The organism is Candidatus Paceibacterota bacterium, assembly GCA_041660505.1.
Taxonomy (GTDB): Bacteria; Patescibacteriota; Minisyncoccia; order Phycocordibacterales; family JACRKE01; genus JBAZWG01.
In genome coordinates this window covers 14,463-36,946 of sequence record JBAZWG010000002.1, presented here as the reverse complement: position 1 = coordinate 36,946, position 22,484 = coordinate 14,463, and the positions used below count along the sequence as shown (strand labels likewise).

At 46.7% G+C, this 22,484-nt stretch carries 25 protein-coding genes and 1 tRNA gene; 20 read left to right on the top strand and 6 right to left on the bottom strand.

Going from position 1 to position 22,484, the window contains the following annotated elements:
* Nucleotides 1–2: 2 nt before the first annotated feature.
* Nucleotides 3–683 carry a transposase gene (locus tag WC764_04060; protein ID MFA6006867.1) on the bottom strand — a complete coding sequence of 227 codons (681 nt, stop codon included), beginning with the start codon at nucleotides 681–683 and terminating at the stop codon, nucleotides 3–5.
* Between the two features lie 77 nt (nucleotides 684–760).
* Between WC764_04060 and WC764_04055 the strand changes: the two genes are divergently transcribed.
* The 18 genes from WC764_04055 to rplU all read left to right on the top strand — a co-directional run bounded on the left by WC764_04055 (nucleotide 761) and on the right by rplU (nucleotide 15,924).
* Entirely contained in the window at nucleotides 761–1,786 is a 1,026-nt protein-coding gene (locus WC764_04055; protein ID MFA6006866.1) for a rod shape-determining protein, read from the top strand.
* 38 nt (nucleotides 1,787–1,824) lie between these two features.
* The gene (locus tag WC764_04050; GenBank protein ID MFA6006865.1) at nucleotides 1,825–2,481 is read left to right on the top strand and encodes a hypothetical protein; all 657 of its coding nucleotides are present in this window, start codon (nucleotides 1,825–1,827) and stop codon (nucleotides 2,479–2,481) included.
* Between the two features lie 51 nt (nucleotides 2,482–2,532).
* Nucleotides 2,533–3,084: a ribosome recycling factor gene (frr, locus tag WC764_04045; GenBank protein ID MFA6006864.1), complete on the top strand. Its 552-nt coding sequence runs from the start codon at nucleotides 2,533–2,535 to the stop codon at nucleotides 3,082–3,084.
* Nucleotides 3,085–3,087: 3 nt separating this feature from the next.
* The gene (locus WC764_04040; GenBank protein ID MFA6006863.1) at nucleotides 3,088–4,179 is read left to right on the top strand and encodes a site-2 protease family protein; all 1,092 of its coding nucleotides are present in this window, start codon (nucleotides 3,088–3,090) and stop codon (nucleotides 4,177–4,179) included.
* 6 nt (nucleotides 4,180–4,185) lie between these two features.
* Nucleotides 4,186–5,043, top strand: coding sequence for a Bro-N domain-containing protein (locus WC764_04035; GenBank protein MFA6006862.1), 858 nt, complete (start codon nucleotides 4,186–4,188; stop codon nucleotides 5,041–5,043).
* A 21-nt stretch (nucleotides 5,044–5,064) separates the two neighbouring features.
* Nucleotides 5,065–6,306, top strand: coding sequence for an aminoacyl--tRNA ligase-related protein (locus tag WC764_04030; GenBank protein MFA6006861.1), 1,242 nt, complete (start codon nucleotides 5,065–5,067; stop codon nucleotides 6,304–6,306).
* A complete protein-coding gene (locus tag WC764_04025) occupies nucleotides 6,296–7,360 on the top strand; it encodes a rod shape-determining protein (GenBank protein MFA6006860.1) in 1,065 nt (354 codons plus the stop codon). The genes WC764_04030 and WC764_04025 overlap by 11 nt, the downstream gene beginning before the upstream one ends.
* Nucleotides 7,335–8,213 (top strand): rod shape-determining protein MreC, encoded by an 879-nt coding sequence (mreC, locus tag WC764_04020; GenBank protein MFA6006859.1) that lies wholly within the window; start codon nucleotides 7,335–7,337, stop codon nucleotides 8,211–8,213. The genes WC764_04025 and mreC overlap by 26 nt, the downstream gene beginning before the upstream one ends.
* Nucleotides 8,192–8,473, top strand: a complete 282-nt coding sequence (locus WC764_04015) for a hypothetical protein (protein ID MFA6006858.1) — start codon at nucleotides 8,192–8,194, stop codon at nucleotides 8,471–8,473. The genes mreC and WC764_04015 overlap by 22 nt, the downstream gene beginning before the upstream one ends.
* Nucleotides 8,445–10,109, top strand: coding sequence for a penicillin-binding transpeptidase domain-containing protein (locus WC764_04010; protein MFA6006857.1), 1,665 nt, complete (start codon nucleotides 8,445–8,447; stop codon nucleotides 10,107–10,109). Before WC764_04015 ends, WC764_04010 begins: the two co-directional genes overlap by 29 nt.
* Before the next feature lie 33 nt (nucleotides 10,110–10,142).
* Entirely contained in the window at nucleotides 10,143–10,604 is a 462-nt protein-coding gene (gene greA, locus WC764_04005) for a transcription elongation factor GreA (protein MFA6006856.1), read from the top strand.
* A gap of 153 nt (nucleotides 10,605–10,757) precedes the next feature.
* On the top strand, nucleotides 10,758–11,192 hold the full coding sequence (gene mraZ / locus WC764_04000) for a division/cell wall cluster transcriptional repressor MraZ (protein ID MFA6006855.1): 435 nt from the start codon (nucleotides 10,758–10,760) through the stop codon (nucleotides 11,190–11,192).
* Nucleotides 11,189–12,109 (top strand): 16S rRNA (cytosine(1402)-N(4))-methyltransferase RsmH, encoded by a 921-nt coding sequence (rsmH, locus tag WC764_03995; GenBank protein ID MFA6006854.1) that lies wholly within the window; start codon nucleotides 11,189–11,191, stop codon nucleotides 12,107–12,109. Before mraZ ends, rsmH begins: the two co-directional genes overlap by 4 nt.
* On the top strand, nucleotides 12,106–12,438 hold the full coding sequence (locus WC764_03990) for a hypothetical protein (GenBank protein ID MFA6006853.1): 333 nt from the start codon (nucleotides 12,106–12,108) through the stop codon (nucleotides 12,436–12,438). The genes rsmH and WC764_03990 overlap by 4 nt, the downstream gene beginning before the upstream one ends.
* A gap of 22 nt (nucleotides 12,439–12,460) precedes the next feature.
* Complete coding sequence (locus tag WC764_03985) at nucleotides 12,461–14,164, top strand: penicillin-binding protein 2 (protein ID MFA6006852.1); 1,704 nt, start codon at nucleotides 12,461–12,463, stop codon at nucleotides 14,162–14,164.
* 9 nt (nucleotides 14,165–14,173) lie between these two features.
* Complete coding sequence (gene murF, locus WC764_03980; protein ID MFA6006851.1) at nucleotides 14,174–15,493, top strand: UDP-N-acetylmuramoyl-tripeptide--D-alanyl-D-alanine ligase; 1,320 nt, start codon at nucleotides 14,174–14,176, stop codon at nucleotides 15,491–15,493.
* A 10-nt stretch (nucleotides 15,494–15,503) separates the two neighbouring features.
* Nucleotides 15,504–15,575 (top strand) — tRNA-Glu (locus WC764_03975).
* 37 nt (nucleotides 15,576–15,612) lie between these two features.
* The gene (gene rplU, locus WC764_03970; protein ID MFA6006850.1) at nucleotides 15,613–15,924 is read left to right on the top strand and encodes a 50S ribosomal protein L21; all 312 of its coding nucleotides are present in this window, start codon (nucleotides 15,613–15,615) and stop codon (nucleotides 15,922–15,924) included.
* A gap of 16 nt (nucleotides 15,925–15,940) precedes the next feature.
* Here rplU and WC764_03965 read toward each other — a convergent pair whose 3' ends face one another.
* From WC764_03965 to WC764_03950, 4 genes are all read right to left on the bottom strand, one after another.
* Nucleotides 15,941–16,558, bottom strand: coding sequence for a toprim domain-containing protein (locus tag WC764_03965; protein MFA6006849.1), 618 nt, complete (start codon nucleotides 16,556–16,558; stop codon nucleotides 15,941–15,943).
* Nucleotides 16,559–16,652: 94 nt separating this feature from the next.
* Complete coding sequence (gene dnaB, locus WC764_03960) at nucleotides 16,653–18,029, bottom strand: replicative DNA helicase (protein MFA6006848.1); 1,377 nt, start codon at nucleotides 18,027–18,029, stop codon at nucleotides 16,653–16,655.
* Nucleotides 18,030–18,044: 15 nt separating this feature from the next.
* Nucleotides 18,045–19,472 (bottom strand): cysteine--tRNA ligase, encoded by a 1,428-nt coding sequence (gene cysS / locus WC764_03955; GenBank protein MFA6006847.1) that lies wholly within the window; start codon nucleotides 19,470–19,472, stop codon nucleotides 18,045–18,047.
* The gene (locus WC764_03950) at nucleotides 19,463–20,383 is read right to left on the bottom strand and encodes a magnesium transporter CorA family protein (GenBank protein ID MFA6006846.1); all 921 of its coding nucleotides are present in this window, start codon (nucleotides 20,381–20,383) and stop codon (nucleotides 19,463–19,465) included. Before WC764_03950 ends, cysS begins: the two co-directional genes overlap by 10 nt.
* A gap of 52 nt (nucleotides 20,384–20,435) precedes the next feature.
* Here WC764_03950 and WC764_03945 point away from each other — a divergent pair, with 52 nt between their 5' ends.
* A complete protein-coding gene (locus WC764_03945; GenBank protein ID MFA6006845.1) occupies nucleotides 20,436–21,752 on the top strand; it encodes a S41 family peptidase in 1,317 nt (438 codons plus the stop codon).
* A 7-nt stretch (nucleotides 21,753–21,759) separates the two neighbouring features.
* The gene (gene rplI, locus WC764_03940) at nucleotides 21,760–22,200 is read left to right on the top strand and encodes a 50S ribosomal protein L9 (protein MFA6006844.1); all 441 of its coding nucleotides are present in this window, start codon (nucleotides 21,760–21,762) and stop codon (nucleotides 22,198–22,200) included.
* Between the two features lie 2 nt (nucleotides 22,201–22,202).
* Here the strand turns inward: rplI and rpmA are convergent, their stop codons facing one another.
* Entirely contained in the window at nucleotides 22,203–22,475 is a 273-nt protein-coding gene (gene rpmA, locus WC764_03935; GenBank protein ID MFA6006843.1) for a 50S ribosomal protein L27, read from the bottom strand.
* Nucleotides 22,476–22,484: the final 9 nt, after the last annotated feature.

The following is a 22,484-nucleotide window of genomic DNA, read 5'->3' as shown; positions in this document are numbered from 1 at the left end:
GCTTAGCTTTGGACAAACTCGATGTCGTCATCGCCGGTTTTTGCTGTGCTATCGTTAACATAAGCCCGATATTCCTCAATCGAGTCAAATTGCTCTAAAATATTTTCGGTCGCAAGCAGTTTTCCCCAACGATTAACACCAAGGTAGTCTTGCAGACTCGACCACGGATATTCATGCTCGCGACCAATCCACGTCGATAATTCAGCGGGGTTTCTGTGTATATAGGTCGATAGATATAAAAACTGGTCATTATCAGCAACACGGACAGCTTTGAATGATCCTTCGAACAGGTGTCCCGTCGCCTTATATTTTTTATTCCAATATTTTGTATACGAAGTTAATACTTTATGTAAATATAGCGACACTGCATTATCCTTCATTGGCTTAACGGCAAGGTGGAAATGGTTTGGCATAAGACAAAAATTGATTAATTCTATAGAGCGTTTGCCCAGTACGTGCTCCGCTAAATCCTTTAATGAATCATTCTGGCTAATGTCCGTCCTGTGCCTTTTTAAAAACACTATATATCTGCCAATCTGGTCATAGCTGATTGGAGCCTGAAAAAAAAGCAGTGCGAACAGGAATCGGAAACGGTCGCTATCATCGCGAAAGATTACTTGTTTATTATTGCCTCTGTTAAAGACGTGGTAATATTCATTCGCACAAAATTCAATAATTCGCATTGTTAAATTATACCACACATATCGAAATTATCAAAGCTAAGCTTTGGACAGTAAAAAGTGTTTGCTATAGTAGGGTAATGAAGTTTGAATTCCCTCGATTTACTCGCAAGCTTGGTATTGATCTGGGTACCGCCAACACGCTCGTCTTCGTACCTGGGCGGGGGATTGTTCTAAACGAGCCTTCAGTTGTGGCTGTTTCGGAGATAGATAATAAAGTCTTGGCCGTCGGCGCGGCGGCCAAAGAGATGGTGGGCAAGGCGCCGGACGGTATACTTGTCTACAAACCGATGCAGGACGGCGTCATCGCCGACTATCGCGTGACCGAGGCGATGTTACGGTATTATATCCAGAAGGCTCTTGGCAAGTGGAACTTTTTTAAGCCCGACGTTATGATATCCGTACCTGCCGGTATTACCTCGACCGAGCGCCGGGCTGTCATCGAGGCAGCCATCAAGGCTGGTGCGCGCAGTGCTTACGTGGTCAAGGAGCCGATACTCGCGGCGATTGGCGCCGGCATCCCGATTCATGAGCCATGCGGGTACATGGTCGTCGACATCGGCGGCGGTACGACAGACGTAGCGGTGATATCCCTTGGCAGTATCGTGGCCTCTACATCCGTCAAGTGTGCCGGTAATAAAATGGATGTCGCTATTACGGAATATATCAAACGCACGTTTAATCTGGCGATAGGCGACAAGACCGCAGAAGAAATTAAGGTGAAGATCGGTTCTGCAGTACCGATGGAGAGCGAATTGCGCACTATTATTAAGGGTCGAGATTTCTTGACCGGTCTCCCGCGCAGTGCCGAGATGGCGACGAATGAGATTGTGAAGGCGATTGACAACGAGCTTCGTCAGATGGTCAAGGCGATTAAAGATGTTTTGCAAGAGACACCGCCGGAGCTCGCCTCTGATATTATTGATAAAGGCATAATCATGACCGGCGGGAGCTCCCAGCTTCGCAATCTGCCGGAATTGGTCTATCGCAAGACGGGGGTCAAAGCTCAGCTTGCCGACGAAGCACTCTTTTGTGTGGCTAAAGGCACTGGTGTCGCCCTCGAGCATCTTGATACATATAAACGCAGTATTATAAGCAAGCGATAAATAGTTGAAAGTTACAAAGTTTTAAAGTATAAAGTAAAATGCGAACCCCTTTCAACTTTCAACTTTCAACTCACCATGCATTCTTGATACAAGGCGAGCCCGTCTCTGCTGATGAAGTTTACGTAACATTTGATATCGCCGACGCACATGAATTGCACCGCAGGGCAAGCTTGGCAGTGGCAGACGGGGATGTACAGACATTCAGTATCGGCGCGTACGGCTTCGGACGAGAGGCGCAGAATGCTCTACTCAAGACACTAGAAGAGCCAATGCCCGGAACTAAGTTTGTTATCATTACGCCGTATCCGGATGACTTATTACCAACCCTCCGCTCAAGATTACATATTTTAGAAGACTTGGAAGCTAAGCTTCCAAGTGAAGAAGTTTTCGACGCAGAAAAGTTTCTGAGGAAAACGCCGATCGAACGGTTGAAATATCTAGAAAAGACATTCTTTGACGTGCGCGATGAGAGTGATGAAGTGCACGCGCGGACTAAATACGATGCCGGTGCAATATTGTCTGCTTTAGAAATATATTATGCAAAGAACCCGGAACTGGCGAAAAAAGACAAAACAGCCTTCGAACTGCTCGAAAAGAGCAAGCAATATATACACGACACGGCGCCGGCCATTAAACTTATTCTTGAGAGTTTGGCCTTACATCTGCCCCGCCTCGTCGGCGGGCAAGCTGTGTGATATAATCGTATTACTTTCAACTTTGTAACTTTATAACTTTCAACTTAAATTATGGCTTATAATTTTGCGGGTTTTAAAATAGGGGCAAAGGGGGTAGAAGACTGGCTTGTGAACGAGCACGGCTCTATCCGCACGGGTAGGGCGACGCCGGCGCTCTTGGATAGTGTGCTGGTAGACTCTTATGGCTCCAAAATGCCGGTATCGAACGTGGCGGCTATTGCCGTTGAGGATCCCAAGACTTTACGCATTACACCCTGGGATGCGTCGCTCGTGAAGGCTATCGAGACCGGTATTGCTTCCGCTAATCTCGGCGTCTCAACCAGCCCTGACAACAAGTCTATCAGAGTTATTTTCCCCGAGCTCACGGTAGATCGCCGGAAATTGCTTATGAAGCTGGCGGGGGAGAAACTCGAGGAAGCTAAGATTTCTCTGCGCGCCGAGCGCGAGAAAATCTGGAATGATATTCAAAAGCAAGAAAAAGAAGGCACAGTCACAGAAGATGAAAAGTTCAGATATAAAGACGAACTGCAGAAAATGGTAGACGACACAGTTGCCAAATTGGAACAGCTCCACGAACGCAAACGCAAGGAGATCGAGTTATAAAACATGTTTACAGCCATACTCTTCATTATCGTCCTCGTGACGCTTATTATTTCTCATGAGTTCGGCCACTTCATTGCCGCGAAGCTCTTCGGTGTGCAAGTCGATGAGTTTGGGCTCGGCTTCCCGCCAAAAATTTTCGGCAAACAATACGGCGAAACATTTTATTCGCTGAATTGGTTGCCTCTCGGCGGATTCGTCAGAATATTGGGAGAAGAAGGTGAAAATTCGGAGGTCGGACCTCCGACGACTTTCGGAGGTCCGACCTCCGAATTTTCAACACGCAGCTTCAGCACCCAGCAGACATACAAAAAAATAATCATTCTCGCGGCTGGCGTAATCGGGAATATATTGCTCGCGTTGCTTTTGTTATTCGTAAGCCTCCAGACAGGCCTTCTCTTACCCGTAGAAGGTACGATAAATCCGGAATATTTGCGCAATAGACAGATAATAATAGACTATGTAGCAAATGATTCGCCGGCATCGCGTGCCGGATTGTCGAGCGGAGATACGGTACTCGGGTCTGTTGATATTTCCGATTTGGTGGCGAAAAGCGTCGGCAAGCCGATAATTCTCAATATCAAACACGCAGGTAAATCCGCGCCGGAACTCGTAACTGTTACCCCGCAATCCGAAGACGGCAAGACATATAAAATAGGTATCGCTTTTGCCATTATGGGTGAGGCGTATCTGCCTCCAATGTCGGCGATAAGAGAGAGCGGTCTCATGACAGTTCGCTTGGCGCAAGAAACAATAACAGGTTTGTACTATTTCGCCACAGGAATATTCGCAAAAGAATCAACGGTCGGACAGGTCAGTGGGCCGGTTGGGATATTCAAGATGGTCGGCATGGCCTCGGGCATTGGCTTCTCTTATATACTGGCATTCATGGCGTTGCTCTCCATTAATCTGGCAGTTCTTAATATTCTACCTATTCCGGCCTTGGACGGTGGCCGAATACTATTCATTATAATAGAGAAAATTAAAGGTTCGCCGATAAAACCGGAATTCACTCAAAAGGTCCATTCCGCAGGCTTCGCAATCCTCATAATACTGATGGCAATCGTAACCGTACACGACATTGTAAAGCTATTCTAAAATCGCATGAAAAAAGACATAAAAGTAAAACAATCAGCTGTTTTCGAAGAGAAGGAAGTTCGCAGAACATGGCATAATGAGCAGTGGTATTTCTCTATAATTGATATCGTAGGCATTCTTTCAGAGAGCCAAAACCCGAGGCGATATTGGAGCGATCTTAAAATTAAGCTTATTTCAGAAGGATATTCCGAGTTGTACGAAAAAATCGTACAACTGAAATTACCATCAGCAGACGGTAAGTTATATGAGACAGACAGCACAAATCTTCAGGGTATGTTTAGAATAATCCAATCCATACCGTCCCCAAAAGCCGAGCCTTTCAAGCTCTGGCTTGCAAAGGTCGGTCAGGAGCGCATAGAGGAAATCCAAGACCCGGAACGGGCAATAGTTAGAGCAAAACAGATATACGACAGGAAAGGCTATTCAGAAGATTGGGTCGCCAAACGAATGCGTGGTATTAATATCCGGAATACGCTAACAGATGAGTGGAAAGATCGTGGTGCAAGGGAGGGGATTGACTTTGCGATATTGACTAACGAGATATATCAGGGCGCATTCGAAATGACAGCAAAAGAAATTAAAGAGTTTAAGAGCTTGAACAGTCCAGACAATCCACGCGACCACATGAACGAGCTCGAGCTTATTTTAACGATGCTTGGTGAAGCAACAACAACTCAAATTTCTCGCAACAAAGATTCTCGCGAACTGCCAGCCCTACAAAAAGATGCAAAAGAAGGTGGTTCGGTTGCGGGTGTCGCTCGTCGAGCTGTCGAAGCCAAGACTGGACAAAAGGTCTCAACAAGATCAAATTACCTTGACCTTAAGAATAAAAGAGATAACAAATTTTTTGACAAAAAGTCTTAATAGCGTAGTATCATAAATATCATGCGACAATCACAACTCTTCACTAAAACAAGCAAAACGGCACCAAAGGATGAGGTGTCTAAGAACGCGACCCTGCTTATCCGTGCCGGTTTTATTGATAAATTACACGCCGGTGTATACACATTCTTACCGCTTGGTTTGCGAGTAATGAATAGGATAGAGCAGATAATTCGCGAGGAGATGGATAAGGCCGACGGGCAAGAAATCTATATGCCGGCCCTTCATCCTAAAGAGAACTGGGAAACAACCGGCCGTTGGTCCGGTCCCGATCCATTGTTTAAGCTTAAAGACGCGTCAGACAGAGAATTTGTATTGGGCGCCACCCATGAAGAGGTTGTTGTCCCACTCTTGAAGAGATTTATATCTTCTTATAAAGACCTGCCTCAATCCGTGTATCAATTCCAGAACAAATTCCGTGCCGAGTTGCGCGCGAAGTCAGGGCTCTTGCGCGGTAAAGAGTTCATTATGAAGGACATGTACTCCTTCCATGCCGACGAGGCCGATTTGGCTAAATATTATGAAAAGATGAAGGGTGTTTATGCCAAGGTTTATGAAAGATTAGGACTCGGCAAAGATACTTATATAACCTTTGCCTCCGGCGGATCGTTCTCTAAATATTCTCACGAGTTCCAAACGGTGCTCGAGACCGGTGAGGATACTATCTCTATTTGTGAGAAGTGCCATGTTGCGATAAATAAAGAAATAATCGCGGAACAGAGTGTTTGCCCATCATGCGGTTCGAAAGATCTTATAGTAAAGTCGGCAGTAGAGGTTGGCAATATCTTCGAATTGAAGACGAAATATACGACACCGTTTGAATTAACCTACAGAACAAGTGAAGGTAAAGATGAGTTGGTCGTCATGGGTTGTTATGGTATCGGCCTCTCGCGACTTATGGGTGTCATTGTAGAATACTTCGCGGATGAGAAAGGGCTTGTCTGGCCGGAGGCTGTGTCGCCTTTTATAATACACTTAGTATCTCTTGGCGATGTCAGTTCCGATGCTGATAAGTTATATGAAAGATTGACTGCGAAGGGAATAGAGGTCTTGTATGACGATAGAGATAAACCAGCCGGAGAGAAGTTTGCCGACAGCGACTTGATAGGTATCCAGCATAGGGTGATTATAAGTGCGAAGACTGTGGCTTCTGGCAAGCTGGAATATAAAGCGCGTAAGGATACAGACGCAATCGGACTGACCGAGGATGAACTGATGGCCAAGCTAATCGGATATGAAAAATAAAGTTCTCGAAAGTTTGCTCACAAAATTCTCAAGCGACGTGGGTATGGATCTGGGTACCGCCAACACGCTCGTGTTTGTTCGTGGGAACGGCATCATTATCAATGAGCCGTCAGTAGTTGCCTTGAACCAAAAGACCGGTCAGGTTGTGGCAATAGGCAGTGATGCGCGTTCGATGCTCGGCCGCACGCCCCAGCACATCGTTGCGGTGAGGCCCCTGGTTGACGGTGTCATCTCCGACTTCGAGGCAACAGAGGAGATGATACATTATTTCATAAAAAAGACACAGGCAATGTTTCCGCGTAAGATAATCCGTCCGCGAGTGGTCGTGGGGGTACCGTCCGGTATTACGAATGTCGAACGCCGTGCCGTACGAGATGCTGTTAAGAATGCCGGCGCGCGCGAAGTGCATATAGTAGAAGAACCTATTGCCGCCGCTATCGGTATCCGTATGCCCGTCTACGAGCCGATAGGTAATATGATAATCGATATAGGTGGCGGCACCTCAGACATAGCGGTCATATCGCTCGGCGGCATCGTAAAAGCCAAGAGCTTGCGTATAGCGGGCGACAAACTTAATCAAGATATTGTCGGCTATGTGCGCGATGAGTTCAAAATGCTCATCGGAGAGAAGACCGCCGAGGAGGTCAAGATTGCCATAGGTTCTATCCATCCAAAATCCGAATCGTTAGAAACTATAGTGCGGGGTCGCGACCTCGTCACTGGCCTCCCTCGCGAGATAATGCTGACGAACGAGGATATTACCGAGGCAATCGGGCAATCAATCAGTCTTCTGGTGACGGCCGTACGCGAAGTGTTGGAATTAACTCCGCCAGAAATTATTTCGGACATCATGCATAGAGGCATATTACTCACTGGCGGCGGCTCTCTTCTGCGTGGCTTGACCAAGGTATTCGAGGAGGATTTGAAGATTCCAGTATATATTTCCGATGACCCGCTTACGGCCGTAGCAAGGGGTACCGGAATAATCTTAGACGACATCGAATTTTATAGAGACTTACTTGTCCAAGATGAAGACGACCTACCTCCAGAATAGAAATCAGCCGCATTGGTATAAGTCATGGACGTTTACGCTCGTTGCGTTCGCCCTCGCCCTTATTTTTTCCCCGGCTCGAACCTATGCTTCGCAGTTTGTAATTTTTTTAGTAAGCCCGTTCACTTATGCGGGGCAATTTATTGTCCGCTCTGTCGACTCGCTTTCTGTCGGCCTAAAAAGCAAAGAAAATCTCATGACAGAAAATGAGGCGCTAAGAACAGATATAGAACTTTCTCGCGAGAGACTATCGTATCTTTCGGTTCTGACAAGTGAGAATAATGAGCTCAAGAATTTATTATCAAGAAGAAAGGATACGGTTTTTTCTTCAACCACGCCCTGGACTCTGTGTGCCCCGACTGCAAATTCAATCGGGGCGCTTGTTCTGCTTTCGCCGGAGCGTTCATATTATGCGTCTATGCTGATTGATGTCGGCAGTACTGACGGCATTTCTCGTGGCGACAAGGTGTATTCATTCGGAGACATAGTGCTCGGCTCTGTCTCGGATGTATACACATCATCCTCTAGAGTAATACTCTATTCGGCGGCCAAGGTGACAACCTCAGTATTTCTGGGGGAGGAGCATGTTTCTGTGAATATCCAAGGCGACGGCGATGGCACGTTCATTGCCAGTTTACCGAAGAATATAAAAATAAACGTGCTTGATGAGGCCACTTTGCCTACAGAAAAGCCCACGCTTGTCGCAAGGGTTGAGCAGGTCAAGAAGACCGAGGACGCTCCGTTTGAAACGATATATCTTAAGAGTCCCGTAAATCTGCATACCCTTAAATGGGTTTATGTTGATCGAAAGGACTCGAATAATATAAAACGCACATGTATTCCCGCTACGCGTTAGATATATTCATTTTCGTTTTGCTGATATTCGCACCATGGTGGCTGTTTGCCGGCGCGCTCGTTTGTGGATCATTCATGTTTGCATCATATTACGAAATAGTTTTATTCTCGCTTCTCTACGATCTGATTTACTCTCGAGCAACGGGGCCGTTAGCCAGCACCGCAACCTTCACAATTATTGGGACAATCATCTTTTTTATTCTACAGGTGTTCAGACACAACTTTAATTTACATGAAAAGAAAATCACGAAACACTGGTGAAATATATCCGGACGAAATTTTCCTGGATGCCCGGAATATGCCGACCTTCAACACTCAACAATTTGAAGGCCGCATAGAAAAGCCGATTTCCCAGAAGTCGTTGTACACCCTGGCGGCATTTTTTTTATTAGCGATAATTTTTATCGGAGGCAAACTCTTCACTTTGCAAATTAATCAAGGCCAGGCTTTTTATAAACGGAGTCTCGTTAATACACTGCGATTTTTCCCAGTTTTTCCCGAACGTTCGTCTATAAAAGATAAGAATGGGACGCTTCTTGCTTGGAACAACGGTTCGGAGCGCAATTATATGGAGGGCGGTGGATTCAGTCATTTGCTCGGCTATCTCGGGCAGAACGATGCTACCACAAGCGATTCATTTATTCCTATGGCGACAACAACTGTCGGCATTGACGGTGTTGAGAAGATTTTTAATACTCGGCTGGCCGGTACGCCAGGTATTAAGATAACCGAGACAGATGCCCTTGGGCACACGCTGTCGGAAAGCGTTCAGCAAGATCCAATTTCCGGACAACCGCTCGTTCTCTCTATTGATGCAAAAGTTCAACAGAAGCTGTACGAAATTATAAAAGCCGTTTCTACAGACAGGGGATTTGCCGGTGGAGCGGGAATAATTATGAACGTTGAGACGGGGGAACTCGTGGCTATTACAAGTTATCCGGAATTCAGTTCACTAGTTTTTTCTGCAGGCAATGACAGGGTTGCCATAAATCAATCGTTGCGTGATCCGGCTAAACCATTCCTCGACAGAGCGGTGTCTGGATTGTATGCGCCCGGCTCTATTATTAAGCCATTCATGGCAATAGGCGCGCTTACTGAGGGGATAATTTCACCTGATAAAAAGATTTTAAGCACAGGCCAACTTGTAATCCCGAACCCCTACGACCCTGAGAAGCCTACTATTTTTAAAGACTGGGAAGCACACGGCTGGATAAATATGAGGCAGGGGATAGAGCAGTCGTCAGACGAATATTTTTATCAGATAGGGGGCGGATATAAGGATCAAAGGGGGCTCGGTATTACGAATATAGAGAAATATGCGCGCATGTTTGGTTTCGGCGAACCGACGAAGATCGAATTCGCGGACGAGAAGATGGGCAATATTCCTTCACCGGAGTGGAAGGCCAAGACATTCCCGAAGGACGCCGCTTGGCGCGTAGGAAATACGTACCATACTGTCATCGGTCAATATGGATTTCTTGTGACGCCTATTCAGGCCGTGCGGGCTGTCGCGGCGCTTGCTACGAATGGCAAACTGGTTCGGCCGACAATATTACAGACAGAGACACCGGAAATCCAACGCACTATAGATCTTCCGCAAGCGAACTTTAATGTTGTAAAGGAAGGGATGCGCATGTCCGCAGTAACCGGCACAGGTAAAGGGCTTAATCTTGATTATTTAAAGGTTGCAACCAAAACGGGCACGGCCGAGCTCGGCGTCTCTAAATCTAAGGTAAACTCATGGGTTGTCGGGTTCTTCCCGTATGAACATCCTAAATATGCATTTACGATAGTTATGGAGGCCGGTCCCGTTCATAATACCATTGGCGGTGTTTACGTGATGCGCCAACTTTTCGACTGGATGTTCTGGCACGCCCCGGAATACATCAAAAGTTGACTCAATGTCATTTTAGATATATAGTATATCCATATGTCAAACGACTATCTAACAAAAGAGAAATTTGCCGAGCTTTCGGCAGAGCTTGAACGTTTAAGAACGACCGGACGGCAGGAGGTTGCCGGACGTCTCGAATACGCAAAATCCCTTGGAGACTTGTCGGAAAATGCGGAATATCAAGAGGCCAGGGAGGCTTTTACTGATCTTGAAGAACGTATTGCCAAGATCGAGGATGTTCTGAAACAAGCAGTGATAGTTAAAGAGAAGCACGGCACAACAGTAGATATCGGATCGAAGGTTGTGGTTAAAAAGAACGGCGGTGTAGCCGTGGAATACAGTATCGTCGGCTCGGAAGAGGCCGAGCCTAAAGATGGCAAGATATCGAACGAATCTCCTATTGGAGCGGCGATGATAGGCAAGAAAGCGGGTGATACATTTATCGTAAAAACCCCATCGGGCCAGACAGCATCATATTCTATTGTAGAAATAAAGTAGAGATTCAGATTTCAAACAGGATTGACAAAGACGCCTACGGGCGTTTTTGCGTTGTAATTAAGGAGTTATCCACTATAAAATATGTTGTGCTGTGTGATGAAGTGGTATAAAATATACTCAAGTGGGAAAGAGTGGGGTAAATCATAAAAGTCTATGCTCATTGGCGAGTATCATCACACGATAGATGAAAAAAAGCGCATCTCGCTGCCGGCAAAGTTCCGGAAGGAATTGGGCAAGACCGTTGTGATTACCTACGGGTTGGATAAATGTCTCTTCGTTTACCCCATGAGCCAATGGAAGACTGTTGCCGAGAAATTGGCGGCCCCTTCCATCGGACAGGTAAATGCAAGAGACTTCAACCGCTTTATGTTTTCGGGCGCAGTGGAGACAGCAGTGGATACTATCGGACGCATTCTGATTCCTGATTTTTTGAAACTGCATGCCGGTCTCAAAATAAACGCGATAGTCACGGGAGTATATTCACGGGTAGAAATCTGGGATGAAGAAATCTGGACGACCTACAAGCAGGGGATTCAAGGCAAAGTAGCCGGTCTGGCGCAGCAGCTTTCAGATATTGGTGCAATATGAGCCAGTTTAAAGATAACTCAGAACACATTCCGGTTCTTTTACAAGAAACAATAGACGGCCTTAACCTTAAACTGGGACAGACTGTTGTAGACGCAACGCTCGGCAGAGGCGGACATACGTGCGAAATCAGCAAGAAGATCGGTACTAGCGGCTGGCTTATCGGCCTAGATGCGGACGAACAGAATGTGAACGACGTAAAAGATTTTCTCGGCGCTCTCGAATGTAAAACAACACTCAAAATTGGCAATTTCAGGGACATTAAGAACACGCTTGAAATAGTCGGCACTAAACCTGGTGAGGTAGATAGATTTCTCTTTGATCTGGGACTTAACTCTGTTCAGCTCGAATCATCCGGACGAGGATTCTCTTTCCAAATCAACGAGCCGCTTGTTATGACCCTAGAGAGGAACCCCGGAGAAAATGTACTAACTGCACGGGTTATCGTTAACGAATGGTCCGAAGAGTCTCTCGAGGCAATTTTGCGCGGATTTGGCGGAGAGCAGTTCTCGGGCAGGATAGCGAGGGTTATTGTAGAAGAAAGGAAGCACAAAAAAATACTTACTACGTTCGATCTGGTCGAGATTATAGAAAAGGCCGTTCCGGAATTCTATAAGCATCGCAAAATCCATTTCGCAACCAAGACATTCCAGGCTCTACGCATTGCCGTTAACGACGAATTTGGTTCTGTTGTAATCGCACTCGGCTCCGCATGGGATTACTTAGCTCCGTCTGGCCGAATAGCAGTCATTACATTCCATGACGGCGAAGACAGAATAGTCAAAAAGAAGTTCATTGATTTTAAAAAGCGGGGTGGGGTAATAATCACGAAGAAAGTCATAGCGCCAACGCAGACAGAAGTCAAAAAAAACCCCAGAGCCAGAAGCGCAAAATTAAGGATTATAGAAAAAGTATCGTGACAAAATTGTATACACAAAGCAATAAAGAAAATACAACCGAAAAAGGACGTCGGGCGTTTTCGGTATTTGCGACGTTCGTAGTCATTCAGATCCTTGCCTACGGGTATTTGGTGAACGCCTCCGTCGGTCATGTTGTCGGTAGAATGGCTTTAGAAAAGAGGACCGACGAACTTTCATCGAGTGTCGCCGTGCTGGAGTCAAAATATTTTGCGCTTCAGAACGAGGTTACGATAGAGACTGCCAATTCGATGCAGTACATAAATGCGGCGCATGTCCAATATGTCGATGCTAATGGCGAGCCGATAGTGATGTTAACGAAGGGTAATTGATCCGGGTGCGTCATAATTTGTTATGCGTGTACGACTCCTCTCACTAATTGTCGTTGTGGTTGCGGCAGTATGTGTCGCCAGACTTGCGTATATTCAAGTATTGAACGGCGCTGAATTCGCGGAGGTTGCCAATCGTCAATATGCTCATTCGGAAACCGCCGAATTTTCACGCGGGAATATTTACTTTAAAGAAAAGACCGGGGGGCGAGTATCGGCGGCGACACTCAAGGACACCTACTTCGTTGCGGTGAATCCGGCACTATTAATGAATGCCGTGGAAGTCTACACTAGGCTCAAGAGCAATCTGACGACGGACGAACAGACATTTCTTGCCCGCGCGACAAAAAAGGACGATACCTACGAAGTAATCGAAAAAAATATAGACCAGAAGAATGCCGACAACATTTCGGCACTAAAGATAAAGGGTGTTACTATTTATACGGAAAAAAAGCGCTACTATCCCGGGGGGAGGCTCGGTTCTGGCTTCCTTGGGTTTGTCGGATTATCGAAGGATACGGGGGATACGGTATCCGGTAGAGCCGGGCTCGAATCCTACTTCGACGACATTCTTGTTCGGCACGCAGGTGGCTTATATGTGAATTTTTTCGCCGAAGTATTCTCTAATCTAAGTTCCGCGATGTCTGCTGGCGGGAATCAGCTAGACGGTGATATTGTAACGACGGTTGAACCGACAGTAGAGAGGCAACTGGAAGATACACTCGCTACGACGGAAAAAACGTGGCATGCCGATCAGATAGGAGGAATAATTCTTGACCCAATGACTGGCAAGATCGTTGCCATGGCTGGATATCCAGATTATGACCCTAACGAGTTCAATGCGGTCAAAGATCCGCGCGCCTTCCAGAATCCGAATGTCGAAAATATGTATGAGATGGGTTCGACAATGAAGCCTCTTGCAATGGCTGCGGCGATTGATTCCGGCGTGCTTACTCCCGACACGATGTACACCGACACCGGCTCAATTATTCTCGATAAAAAGAAGATAAGCAATTACGACGGCAAGGCGCGAGGTCGGATATATATGCAGGAAGTTTTGAATCAATCATTGAACGTCGGCATGGTCTTCGTGGAGCAGAAAACAGGCAACGCCACTTTTGCGAAGTATATGAAAGGTTATGGATTTGGCGAGAAGACCGGTATAGAATTGCCGAATGAAGCGAGCGGCCTGATTGCTAATCTCTCAAGTAATCGAGATGTTAATTATGCCACAGCGGCCTTCGGGCAGGGGATAGCTGTCACACCAATCCAGATGGCCACTGCGCTCGCCTCGCTTGCGAATGGCGGCAGGTTCGTTGCACCGCACATATTGGACAGAATAGAATATCGTCTGGGCATAGTAGATAAGACAGACTTTAGTCAGGGTGTACAAATACTGAAGCCCGAAACCTCAACTGCAATTACCAAAATGCTCGTAACCGTAGTCGACAAAGCTCTCGTAAACGGCAAAGCCAAGATGGAACACTACAGTATCGCGGCCAAGACCGGCACGGCGCAGATGGTCAATCCGGCTACAAAAGAGTATTATGATGACAGATACCTCCACTCGTTCTTTGGCTACTTCCCGGCATACAATCCCAGATTCCTGATATTCCTGTTCCATACCTACCCCAAGGGGGCGCAGTATGCTTCCGCCACCTTGACCGACCCGTTTATGAGTCTTACAAAGTTTTTGATAAACTATTACAATATTCCACCGGACAGATAACAGTCAAATATGTTCAAAAGTATCATCAAGAAAATTATCTTAAGTATTCTGCGCAAAGAGGCGGAGCTAGTATTGGTGAAATACAAACCGCGCATTGTCGGTGTTACGGGTAACGTTGGCAAGACTTCCACTAAAGACGCGATACACGCGGTGCTAGCGACTGCCTATAGAGTACGTAAAAGCAAAAAGAGTCTAAATAGCGAGTTTGGCGTTCCCCTCACTATTCTCGGTCTTGATTCAGGCTGGGGCAACCTCTTTAGCTGGCTTTATAATTTGGCTTATGGCTTGGTCATTATAATTTTCCCGCACGAATATCCCGAGTGGCTTATCCTCGAGCTTGGTGCCGATAGGCCCGGTGACATTAAGTCTCTAGCCAGCTGGCTGCCACTCGACATTGCCGTCGTGACAAGCGTGGGCGAAGTGCCGGTGCATATCGAATTTTTTAAAACAAAGGAAGCTCTGGCCAAGGAGAAATCCCAAATTAAGAACGGCCTGATAGCAACCGGGACACTGGTCCTAAATACAGATGATCCGCTCGTGTTCGCAATGGGGGTCACGGCGGAAGGCACGCATTCTCATAAAACCGTCACTTATGGCTTCGAAGAAGAAGCCGATATTCGTGCATCCAACGACAGAATACTGTACGAAACCAACAACGGCAAAGAATTCCCAGAAGGCATCAGCTTCAAGCTCGATATGGATGGCAAGAGCGTACCCGTGCGCATCAAAGGTATCTTCGGTAAGCACCATATTTATGCCGCGCTAGCCGCTGTCGCCGTCGGCCACACGCTTAAAATTAATCTGGTAACCATGCTTGAGGCTCTGCAGGACTACGAAAAGGCACCCGGCCGTCTGCGCCTTATAGAAGGGGAGAAAGATACTATAATTCTGGACGATACCTATAATGCTTCGCCATTGGCTACCGAGAAGGCGCTGGATAGTTTGAACGAGCTTAAGGTTGCAGGCAAAAAGATTGCTGTCATTGGCGACATGCTCGAGCTTGGTGAACATACTGTTCAAGCACACGAGAAGATAGGTAGGAAAGTTGCCAAGATCTGTGACCTGCTTGTGACGGCCGGCCAGCGCGCCAAATTCATCGCCGACGGCGCTCGCGAGGCGGGTCTAGATCCCGATAAGATTCAGTCATTCGACACTGCCGAAGAAGCGGGGAAGTATATAGAGCCGATAATAAAATCAGGTGATCTGATACTGGTAAAAGGCTCGCAAGGCGTCCGCATGGAGAGGGTGGTGAAAGAAATAATGGCCTTTCCCGAAGAAGCCGAAAAACTGCTTGTCAGACAAGAAAAAGAATGGTTAAATAGGGTCTAATTCCTTTTTCGGCCCTATCGTCTAACGGTTAGGACATCGCCTTCTCAAGGCGGTAATCAGGGTTCGATTCCCTGTAGGGTCATTGCGAAATTCGTAAAATCGTGTATAATAGTATTTCTATGAAATTGGCTATTATCAAGACAGGGGGCAAGCAATATATCGCTACTGAAGGCTCTAGTTTCCGCGTTGAGAAGCTTGAGGGCAATGCGGGAGATAAAATCAGCTTCGCTGAAGTGCTTTTGGTATCAGAAGACGACAAATCAACGCTCGGCACGCCGACGGTAGCGGGCAAGACTGTAGAGGCAGAGATTGTCGAACAGGGGAGAGCCGACAAGGTTATCGTCATGAAGTATATGGCCAAGTCAAGGTACAAGAAGAAAAACGGCCATCGCCAACCGTACACCAAAGTCAAAATCACTTCGATAAAATAAAGAAACTTAAGAGCCGCTAGAAGCGGTTTTTAAGTGCGTAGGTAATCGTTTCAGAATCAGAATATTCTAATTCCGTGCCTGTCGAAAGACCGCGGCCTAGGACGGTAATCTTGAGATCGCGGGTGGGGAAGGACTCCGTCAGCTTTTGGCGCACATAGTCGGCAGTATAATCGCCTTCGGTATTGGCGTTCATTGCTATTATTATTTCTTTTATATCGGGAGACTTGTGCAGTAGTGCCTCGAGCTCAATGATTCTGATTCTGGATTCAGGATTTTTGTCTAAGATTTTAAGCTGGCCACCCAGAACGAAATAGTTACCGCTATATTGTTTTGTTTTCTCGACACTTTCGAGGTCTACATCGCGGGCTACGACCATGAGTAGGGAACTGTCGCGAGCCGTGTCTGCGCATAACGGGCAAAGATTCTGATGAGGAGCATCACCGACGCTAAAGAATCTTTTACATTTTGAACACCGCATCATCTCGCTTTTTAGCGACAGGATTTTTTGAGCGAGAAAACCTCGTGAAGACTCTGTCTCTTCAAGCAGGTGATAGACAAAGCGCCGAGCTTGTCTCGGGCCGATACCCGGAAACTTGCTAAATAACTCGGTAAGTTTTTGTACTGATTCTGACATTGTTGTTTCTCAAACCCGCAAACAAATTTTCAGGTCCTCGGATCTCCTCGTCACTCAACCAGACCATGTAAATTCGTGTGAGTTCTTTCTAAAATTAAAACCCCCCAAAGCCATCGCCGCCGGCGTTACCTGACTTGTCGATACTGACGAAGCTAACGCGCTTCTCGTCGAAGTAGAGCTCGGCCTCGCCGGTCGGGCCGTTACGGTGCTTGGCGATGATAATCTTGGCGACATTCGGGCGCGTTGACTCTTTATCATACTTATCCTCGCGATGGATGAACATTACGACGTCCGCGTCCTGCTCGATAGAGCCGGAGTCGCGGAGGTCGGACAGGCGCGGTTCTCCGCCGCGCGCCTCAACGGCGCGCGAGAGCTGGGAAAGTGCAAGCACGGGAACATTCAATTCACGGGCGAGGCCCTTTAACGAGCGCGAGATTTCGGTTACCTGTTGTACTAATGAATCATAGCTTTTGCTTGTCGCCATAAGCTGGAGGTAATCAACGACTATAAGCCCCAGATTGTGCTCTGCCTTGAGCCGGCGTGCGGTTGCCCGCATATTAATTATACTCGAATCCGGTGCGTCATCGATGAATATCGGCGCACGCGATAGTTTATCAAGTGCGTCACGGATTTTGGCGAAATCTTCATCTCGGGATAATTTACCGGTACGCAAATGCCAAGAATCTACGTACGATTCCGCCGCAAGCATACGGTCTACAAGCTGTTGAGAGCTCATTTCGAGAGAGAAGATGCCGACCGTGATATTATGCTTAGTTGCCGCCTGGCGGGCGATATCCATTGCTAGGGAGGTTTTACCCATCGAGGGTCGTGCCGCGAGAATGATCAGGTCCGAGTTTTGGAGTCCCGCAAGTTTACTATCAAGTTCGGGGAAGCCGGTAGGCGTTCCGCGTAATTCTCCTGTATGTTCGTGCAATTTTTCTATTCTATCCCATGCTTCAGAAAGTGTTGACTTGATGCTAACGAATTTCTGTTTAGGCGATAGGTTCGCGATTTCAAATATTTTTTTCTCGGCTTTATCCAGTACAATATCCAAGTCCTCTTCTTCATTATATCCTAGTGAAGAAATATAATCGGCGGTGTCGATAAGTTCGCGCAGTGTGGATTTTTTCTGAACTATTTTGGCATAATATTCCGCATTGGAAGCGGACGGTACAACGTTAACCAACTCGGTCAGGAATGAGGCGCCTCCGACGCGATCGATTAGTTGCCGCTCTGTTAGGCGAGTTGAGACAGAGAGGAGGTCGACGGGACTGCCTTTCTGGAATAGTTCTACGCACACATCGTAAACGACTCGATGCTTCTCTGAATAAAAGGATCGCGGTGTTACTATCGTCATTATCTCCTCGAGTATCGAGGGACTAAGCATAATAGAACCAAGGAGCGCCTGTTCAGCCTCATTGTTTTGAGGAGGAAGTCTGACCTTTTTTATAAATTGCCCGCGCTCTGACATAAGGCAATCAGTATATCACCGTTTAATCAACTTTGACCCCTTGTCAGTGTCTTTAATTATGTATCCTTGTGACTCTATTTTATTGCGCAGTTCGTCGGCCTTAATCCAATCCTTATTTTCCCTCGCAGTGTTACGCTGGGCTAGTAAATCGGCAAGCTCCTGCGAAATTTCGGGCATATCTTCCTGTGTATAAGCAAGTCTTAACCCTAATGCTTTGTCAAATTGATATAAAGTAGCGACTATATCTCCAGATTTCTGCTTCTGGTCTCGAATCATTGTCCACATTACCGCCAGCGCCTTCGGGATGTTTACATCGTCATTGATCGCAGTGTGAAATGATTGTTCATATGATTCTATAATAGATCCCAGCTCGTCTGATCTGTGTTCTTCGATAAAACCCAGAAGTTTTTTATACGCTGTCTCCGCCTGCCCGAGCGCCTCCCAAGTAAAATTTTGCGAAGAACGATAGTGCGCGGTCAAGAATAGATATCGGAGCGAGAGGGGAGAAAAGCCTTTTTCTATAACCTCATTCAAACTATATGCAGTACCTTCTGTCTTAGCCATCTTCTTGTTATCGACCAGAAGGTGCTCATTGTGAAGCCAATAGTTAACATAGCGCACTCCGTTCGCCGATTCGCTCTGGGCGATTTCGTTGGTGTGGTGCACCGGTATATGTTCTATCCCGCCGATGTGGATGTCGAATGTCGGGCCGAGGTACTTTTTACTCATAGCCGAACATTCTATGTGCCAGCCGGGGAAACCTGTACCGTCCTTGACCAAAACTGAATGAAAGGGGGATGGCCAAGTTTGCAGAGCGTTTGCATGCGCGCCCGCGGCGAAGAACCATATAGCGAAGTCGAAGGGATGTTTCTTGTTTGGATCTTCCGTATCACCCGTGCCGGCGCCAGGCCTGTTCATATCTAAATCCTGACCGGATAGGCGAGTATAGTCATGAGCTTTGGAAACATCGAAATAGACCGCTAGATCAGTCTCGTAGGCGAAGCCTTTTTTCAGTAAAGTCCTTACTATTTCTATCATCTCCTGAACATGTTCTGTTGCACGCGGTTTATGAGTCGGCTCCAATAAATCGAGCTCTTTAGTATCTTGTTCATATCTTTCTATGTATGTTCTAGCGATCTCGTCGGGTGACTTGTCCTCGCGTCTCGCCGCTTTCTCCATGCGGTCTTCGCCAGTGTCGGCATCGCCAATATTGTCTCCTGTTAAATGTCCGACGTCGGTATAATTACGAACGAAATTAAGATTGTAATTGTTATATCTAAGAACGCGCACAATCAAATCCGCGCAGGTTGCGCCTCGCAGATTGCCGATATGTTGCGTCCAGTAAACCGTCGGCCCGCAGTAATAAACACCCGCCTCGTTCTCACGAATGGGCTTAAAAATCTCTTTTTGCCTAGATAGGGTATTGGTAAAAACTATATCCATTTCTTGAACCTGAAGTATGCCATACCGGCGACAGAAAGCAAAACCATAAGCAGAATGACTGCCCAGAACCCGTACTTAAGTTCGACGAACGGCATATGCTGGACATTCATCCCGAATATCGATGCTATCGCCGATATGGGTAGGATAGTGGCCGCCGCCATCGAGAGCACCTTCATCGTCTGATTAGTTTTTGTCGTCAGAAGTGAGTCGTTCGTGTCGCGCAGGCCGATGACGACTTCTTTATAACCATCTATCATTTTGTCTATTTTAGAAAACTCCCCGGATAACGAATGAAGATAGTAGTGGAAAGACTCTCCCCAGAAATTCCTGGCGACGATTTCGAATGAAGAAAGTAATTGATCGTGCGTTCGCGTACACCACCAGAAGTTGATAAGTACTCTATTTAACTTGGAAATTTCCTCCACCATCTTCTGTTCATTGCCGGCGAAAATTGCTTCCTCGGTGTCTTTAATATGATGGCGCAGGTGTATTAAGTCATCTTCTGATGCTTGATAAAGGCGCTTCATTATTGCGTAGAATAAAAAGCCGGCATGTTCGATTTGCCTGTCTTTGTTTAGCATTGCGCCGGTCTCCAGATATTTGCCCATTGTGTAAATCGGCTCTATCGATTCATAATGCGCCGTTATCAAAAAATTCTTGCCGACGATGAAGTCAACTTCATGCTCCTCCGTGTCGTGGATATCCCCATTACTCAAGAGAGAAGGGAAGCGGAAGATCATATAGGCGTAATTCGGATATAGATCAACTTTTGTGCGCAGAGACGGTTCACTGAGTTCGTTCAATACAATGGGGTGGATATTGTAAGCTTCTTTAAGCCCGAACAATTCATCCTTGGACGGCTTCTCGAGGTCTACCCAGGTGGTACCGTGCATGTCATAGCTGGTAATCATTAGAATAGTATAACGCGTTGAAATTTTCCCGTCTACATGAGATACTGTATAAATGACACCTTATGGTAAGAAAGTAACATTAATAGGCGCAGTCATACTCCTTTTAGGAGCGTCATTCATGGCCGGCGCATATGTCGGGTATTCTAACAAACCGCTTACGGATAAAGTTCTGGGCGTTCTCAATAAAAATCAGGATCAACCACAGGATGTCGACTTCGCCCCCTTCTGGCAGGCATGGAAGGCTATTGACGACCATTATGTCGCAACACATCAAGGGCTCGGTAATATGGCCACCGGCACTGATGCAAAAAAAATTACGAGTCAAGATCGAGTTTATGGCGCTATCGAGGGAATGTTCAAGTCTCTGGGGGACCCTTATACCGTGTTCTTCCCGCCGGAAGAAGCTAAGTTATTCCAGGACGAAGTTAATGGCAGCTTTAGCGGAGTCGGTATGGAGATCGGCATTCGTGATGGAGCTCTGACCGTCGTAGCTCCGCTTAAGGATACGCCCGCATTTCGAGCGGGGATCAAGTCCGGCGATCGAATTGTAAAAATCGACGATAAATCCGCCGCCGATTTGCCTGTTGATGTCGCAGTGCAACAAATCAGGGGAGAGAAGGGAACGAAAGTGAAGATTACGATTGGCCGCAACGGAGAACCTCAAAGAGATATTACAATTACTCGCGACACCATAGTTATTCCGACTATAAGCATAGAAGGGAACTCGAGCATAATCGGTAATGCGGAAGGTCATGAGGGTATACGCCCCGACGGAATATTTGTTATCAGACTATATAATTTTTCCGCGCAGGCATCAGACCTATTCCGTCAAGCGCTCCAGAAATTCGTCGATTCCGGGTCTGATAAACTCCTCCTGGATCTGCGCGGGAACCCAGGCGGTTATCTTGATTCTGCCGTAGATATCGCGAGCTGGTTCGTGCCTGCAGGGAGGGTTGTTGTAAGCGAACGTTCGGGGTCCGAAGCGAATGCAATAACCAAGGAGCACAAAAGTCGCGGTACCGTTTCTCAACTAAAGAGTGTTCCACGGATAGCGATATTAATAGATAGAGGTTCGGCTTCGGCTTCAGAAATTCTCGCAGGAGCTTTGCAGGACGAGGGAGTGGCGAAATTGATTGGCGAGCGTAGTTTCGGTAAAGGTTCTGTGCAAGAACTTATTCCAATAACGACCGATACGGAAGCTAAAATAACCATCGCCAGATGGTTTACCCCAAAGGGCCGATCAATCTCCGACTCCGGACTCACACCGGACTATCCTGTGACGATTACAAAAGATAATGTAGACAAGAAGATTGATCCGCAGTTCGATAAGGCCCTCGCAGTATTAAAAGATAATTCCCTCTGGAAATAATAAATATATGAAGGTTGTTTTACTTAAAGATATAAAAGATGTCGGCAGGAGATTCGAGATCAAGAATGTGTCTGACGGTTATGGCAGGAATTATCTCGTAAAGAACGGACTGGCAGAAGTCGCTACACCGGCTAAGGAGGCCTGGGCCAAAAAGAAAGTCGAAGAAGGTCATCTTGATAAAAAGAAAGCAGAAGAGCTACTCCTCACCAAGTTCAAAATAATAGAAGGCTTGACGCTAACGTTCAAATCCAGAGCAACAGAGACCGGCAGTTTATTTGCCGGCATACATAAAGACGAGATAGTTACAGAGCTTGCAAAGCACAGCATTCTTGTTCCGGCAGAATTCGTTGTCCTCGAGAAGCCGCTCAAGCATATTGGCGAGCATCAAGTAGAGCTTAAGGCGGGCGAAAAAACCACTCATGTTCGAGTGGTTATAACTGCGCTATAAGGCTATTCTACGCTGACGATAGGGAGGCGATTGATTGTGCCATCGAAGTGGGTCTTGCGCTTCGTGCCGAACTTGACCTTGCCGTCCTTAGAGGCGAAAAGGGTATGGTCTGTACCCATTAAGACGTTCTTACCCGGCAAGACGCGAGTTCCGCGCTGGCGGACGATTATATTGCCAACCTTAGCCGTCTGACCGTCGCCAATCTTAACGCCAAGATACTTTGGGTTTGAGTCGCGTAGATTTTTTGTTGAACCGGCTGCTTTTTTATGTGCCATATTGGTGTG